Source organism: Yoonia sp., from assembly GCF_030731595.1.
GTDB lineage: Bacteria > Pseudomonadota > Alphaproteobacteria > Rhodobacterales > Rhodobacteraceae > Yoonia.
The window spans coordinates 1-3,394 of record NZ_JANQTS010000042.1; the positions used below are offsets into that span (position 1 = coordinate 1).

At 56.8% G+C, this 3,394-nt stretch carries 3 protein-coding genes; 1 reads left to right on the forward strand and 2 read right to left on the reverse strand.

Annotated elements, in window-relative coordinates; genetic code table 11:
• The coding region (locus NWQ23_RS04085; RefSeq protein ID WP_306164973.1) for a class II 3-deoxy-7-phosphoheptulonate synthase at positions 1-1,217 on the reverse strand (1,217 nt) is incomplete at its 3' end.
• 189 nt (positions 1,218-1,406) lie between these two features.
• Here NWQ23_RS04085 and NWQ23_RS04090 point away from each other — a divergent pair.
• Positions 1,407-2,408, forward strand: coding sequence for a GlxA family transcriptional regulator (locus tag NWQ23_RS04090; protein WP_306164974.1), 1,002 nt, complete (start codon positions 1,407-1,409; stop codon positions 2,406-2,408).
• Here the strand turns inward: NWQ23_RS04090 and NWQ23_RS04095 are convergent.
• On the reverse strand, positions 2,405-3,028 hold the full coding sequence (locus tag NWQ23_RS04095) for a thermonuclease family protein (RefSeq protein ID WP_306164975.1): 624 nt from the start codon (positions 3,026-3,028) through the stop codon (positions 2,405-2,407). The genes NWQ23_RS04090 and NWQ23_RS04095 overlap by 4 nt on opposite strands.
• Positions 3,029-3,394: the final 366 nt, after the last annotated feature.

The window sequence follows — 3,394 nt, forward strand, 5'->3', positions numbered from 1 at the left end:
CCGCCGGTGCATTCGGTCACATCCTTGCCGGTCATTTCAAAATGCACACCGCCGGGGATTGTGCCTTCGGCGTTATGCACCGCAAAGAATTCCTTGACCTCGCGCAGCACGCTTTCGAACGGACGGGTTTTATAGCCGGTCGAAGATTTGATTGTGTTGCCATGCATCGCGTCACAGGTCCACACCACATGGGCCCCCTCTTCCTGCACCGCCTTGATCAGGCGCGGCAGGTGTTCGCCCACAGAGCCCGCACCAAAGCGCGCGATCAGGGTCAGGCGACCCGGCTCGTTGTTGGGGTTCAACGAGGCCATCAAGGCCTTGAGGTGACCGGTTGTCATGCTCGGCCCACATTTCAGACCAATCGGGTTCTGCACGCCTTTGCAGAATTCCACATGCGCCCCGTCAGGCTGGCGGGTGCGGTCGCCGATCCAGATCATGTGACCGGAACCGGCAAGCCATTTGCCAGAGGTCGAATCCAGACGGCACAGCGCCTCTTCATACTCCAGCAGCAGTGCTTCGTGGCTGGTGTAGAAATCAACCGTCTGCAATTCGTGATTGGTCTCGGTCGTCAGGCCAGCGGCTTGCATGAAATCAAGCGTATCGCTGATGCGCTCGGCCATATCGCTGTATTTCTTGACCTCGTTGGCGTCGGTAAAGCCAAGGGTCCATTTATGCACCTGATGCACGTTGGCAAAACCACCTGTCGAAAACGCACGCAGCAGGTTCAGCGTGGCTGCGGCCTGCAGATAGGCTTGCAACATGCGCTCTGGATCAGGAATGCGGCTTTCAGGGGTAAACTCGAACCCGTTGATGATGTCGCCACGGTAGCTGGGCAGTTCGACACCGTCGAAAACCTCGGTCGGGGCCGAGCGCGGCTTGGCCATCTGGCCCGCCATGCGGCCCACTTTGACCACGGGCACTTTGGCGCCATAGGTCAGCACCATCGCCATTTGCAGCAGCACCTTGAAGGTGTCACGAATGCTGTCTGCGGCGAATTCCGCGAAGCTTTCGGCACAATCGCCGCCTTGCAGAAGGAAAGCATCACCACGGCTGACAGCAGCCAGTTCAGCCTTGAGATTGCGCACTTCACCGGCAAAGACCAAAGGCGGATAGCTGGCAAGCCGCGCCTCTACAGCGCTAAGCGCTGCGGCGTCGGTATAGTCCGGCATCTGGACCCGGGGCTTCTTGCGCCAGTCAGATTTTTTCCACTCGGTCATTGTCCTGCTCCATCTTCAAGATCAGTTAGCGATATCAGGTGGCGTATAACGCGCAGCACGGCGCGCGCCAATGCTAAAAAGCCCATGCTCGATATGACGCGAAACTGGTCGCTTTTGCAACATTGCCCCTTGAACGTGGTAGAATAACCTGATGGTGTCTTGTCGGATAACGGCCCTCAGGACAAATGAATGTCAATCGAACCCCAGATCGTTGAAGTAGACCACAAAGGCAAGCCGCGGCGCTTTGTCTTCGTGCTGATGCAAGACTTTACGATGCTTTCGTTTGCAGCCGCGATCGAAAGCCTGCGGATCGCCAATAGAACGGCGGGCAAGCAGCTTTATACATGGAAAATCATCTCTGATGGTGGCGAGGACGGCGTGTGCTCGAACGGCTGCGCTTTCCGTGTCGATTCTGACCTGAATGAGTTGGAACGTGACGATACGATCATGCTATGTGGCGGCATCGACATCCAACGGGCCACGACAAAGCGCACACTGAACTGGCTCCGCCGCGAAGCGCGGCGCGGCGTCACGGTCGCGGGCCTTTGTACCGCTGGCTATGCCATGGCCAAGGCCGGACTGCTGGACGGGAAGAAAGCAACGATCCACTGGGAAAACCAGGACAGTTTCGCAGAGGAATTCGAAGAGGTTCAACTGACCAAATCGGTCTTTGTTGTCGACGGCAATCGGATCACGACCGCTGGCGGCACATCATCGATTGACTTGATGATCCAGCTGATCGCGGACGAACACGGCGAAGACCTTGCCAATGCCGTCGCCGACATCCTGATCTATTCCTCCATCCGGACCGACCAGGACACGCAGCGCCTGTCGATCCCGACCCGGATCGGCGTGCGCCATCCCAAGCTCAGCCGCGTCATCCAGATGATGGAACAAAACATCGAGGAACCGATCAGCCCCGCGACACTTGCCAAAGACGTGGGCATGTCCACGCGGCAGTTGGAACGTCTGTTCCGGCGCTATCTGTCGCGCAGCCCCAAGCGGTACTACATGGAATTACGCCTGCAAAAAGCGCGCAACCTGCTCATGCAGACGGATATGACCGTGATCAATGTGGCCTTGGCCTGCGGCTTTGCTTCTCCTTCGCATTTCTCCAAATGCTACCGGTCGCATTATGACACCACGCCCTACCGCGAGCGCGGGAGCCATGCGGCAAGACTGTCTGTCTAGGGCTGTTCCCTGTCGGTCGCGCGTTTGAGCCGTCGGGTTTGCTCATATTTGACCCAGATATGCATCCGCCCCTTCTGGCGCGCATCAGCCAACCACATCTTCTTGCGGGCGTCAGCCACCTCCATTTCACGATATTGACCACCCGAGAACTTTGGCCAGTCGATCGCCAAACCAAGTTTGACCATTTCGGCAGAGAGATCGCGGCCATCAGGCAGAAAACACTTGGCGACGGTCCTGCCGTGGCTGTCGGTTTCAACACATTCCGCACGAACCTCATGGCCCTTGCACAATCCGTGCAGCGCCCATTTTGCCTGCTTGCCAAAGGGATGGTTGAACTCGGGCGCATCAATGCCGAACAAACGCAATTCGACCTTTTGAATGACCAGTGAATCGCCGTCGATCACATAGGGCCTTCCGCACAACACCGGCGCATTGATCGCAGAATGGCTTGGCGTGGGTTGAGGCGGGACAGGCACAGGGCGTCTTCTGCGCTCTGCCGGGCGGTATTTGGGTGGGATTACTTCAGACGCGTCGCGCGCGCGCGTTCCGGGCCTGTCGCTGTCCTTGCTTATCACAACGAACAAGCCGACAAGGATCGTGATCACGACCACAATTTCCATCTCATGTCCCTTCACGCACCTCGCAGGTTGAAATTTGAATCGGCTGGCAAATAAATTCAACCAAAAGATGAAGGCGCAGCCAGCACCCACCCCAAGAGGGTGAAGCGTGATCGCGCTTGCGAAAACATAAATGGCATCGGAGACGGAAAGCGAAACCTGTGCAGAGGCCGCATGAGGTCAAACCAACGGAAACTCGGGACAAATCACTGAAATTCAAGCTCCATTCGGCCAATTGACCTTTCGTTCCGACTTTCCTTTTGGAAAGGGCCTGTTTAGTTTGCTGTCAGGATAAAATTGTCCAATTGGGAGACCTAGAATGAAAAAACTACTTATGGCGACATCTGCTGTCGCAATGATGTCTGGCGC

Coding starts and splice junctions, on each gene's coding strand:
- NWQ23_RS04095 (WP_306164975.1), bottom strand. CDS start 3,028: ATGGAAATTGTGGTCGTGATCACGATCCTTGTCGGCTTGTTCGTTGTG.
- NWQ23_RS04090 (WP_306164974.1), top strand. CDS start 1,407: ATGTCAATCGAACCCCAGATCGTTGAAGTAGACCACAAAGGCAAGCCG.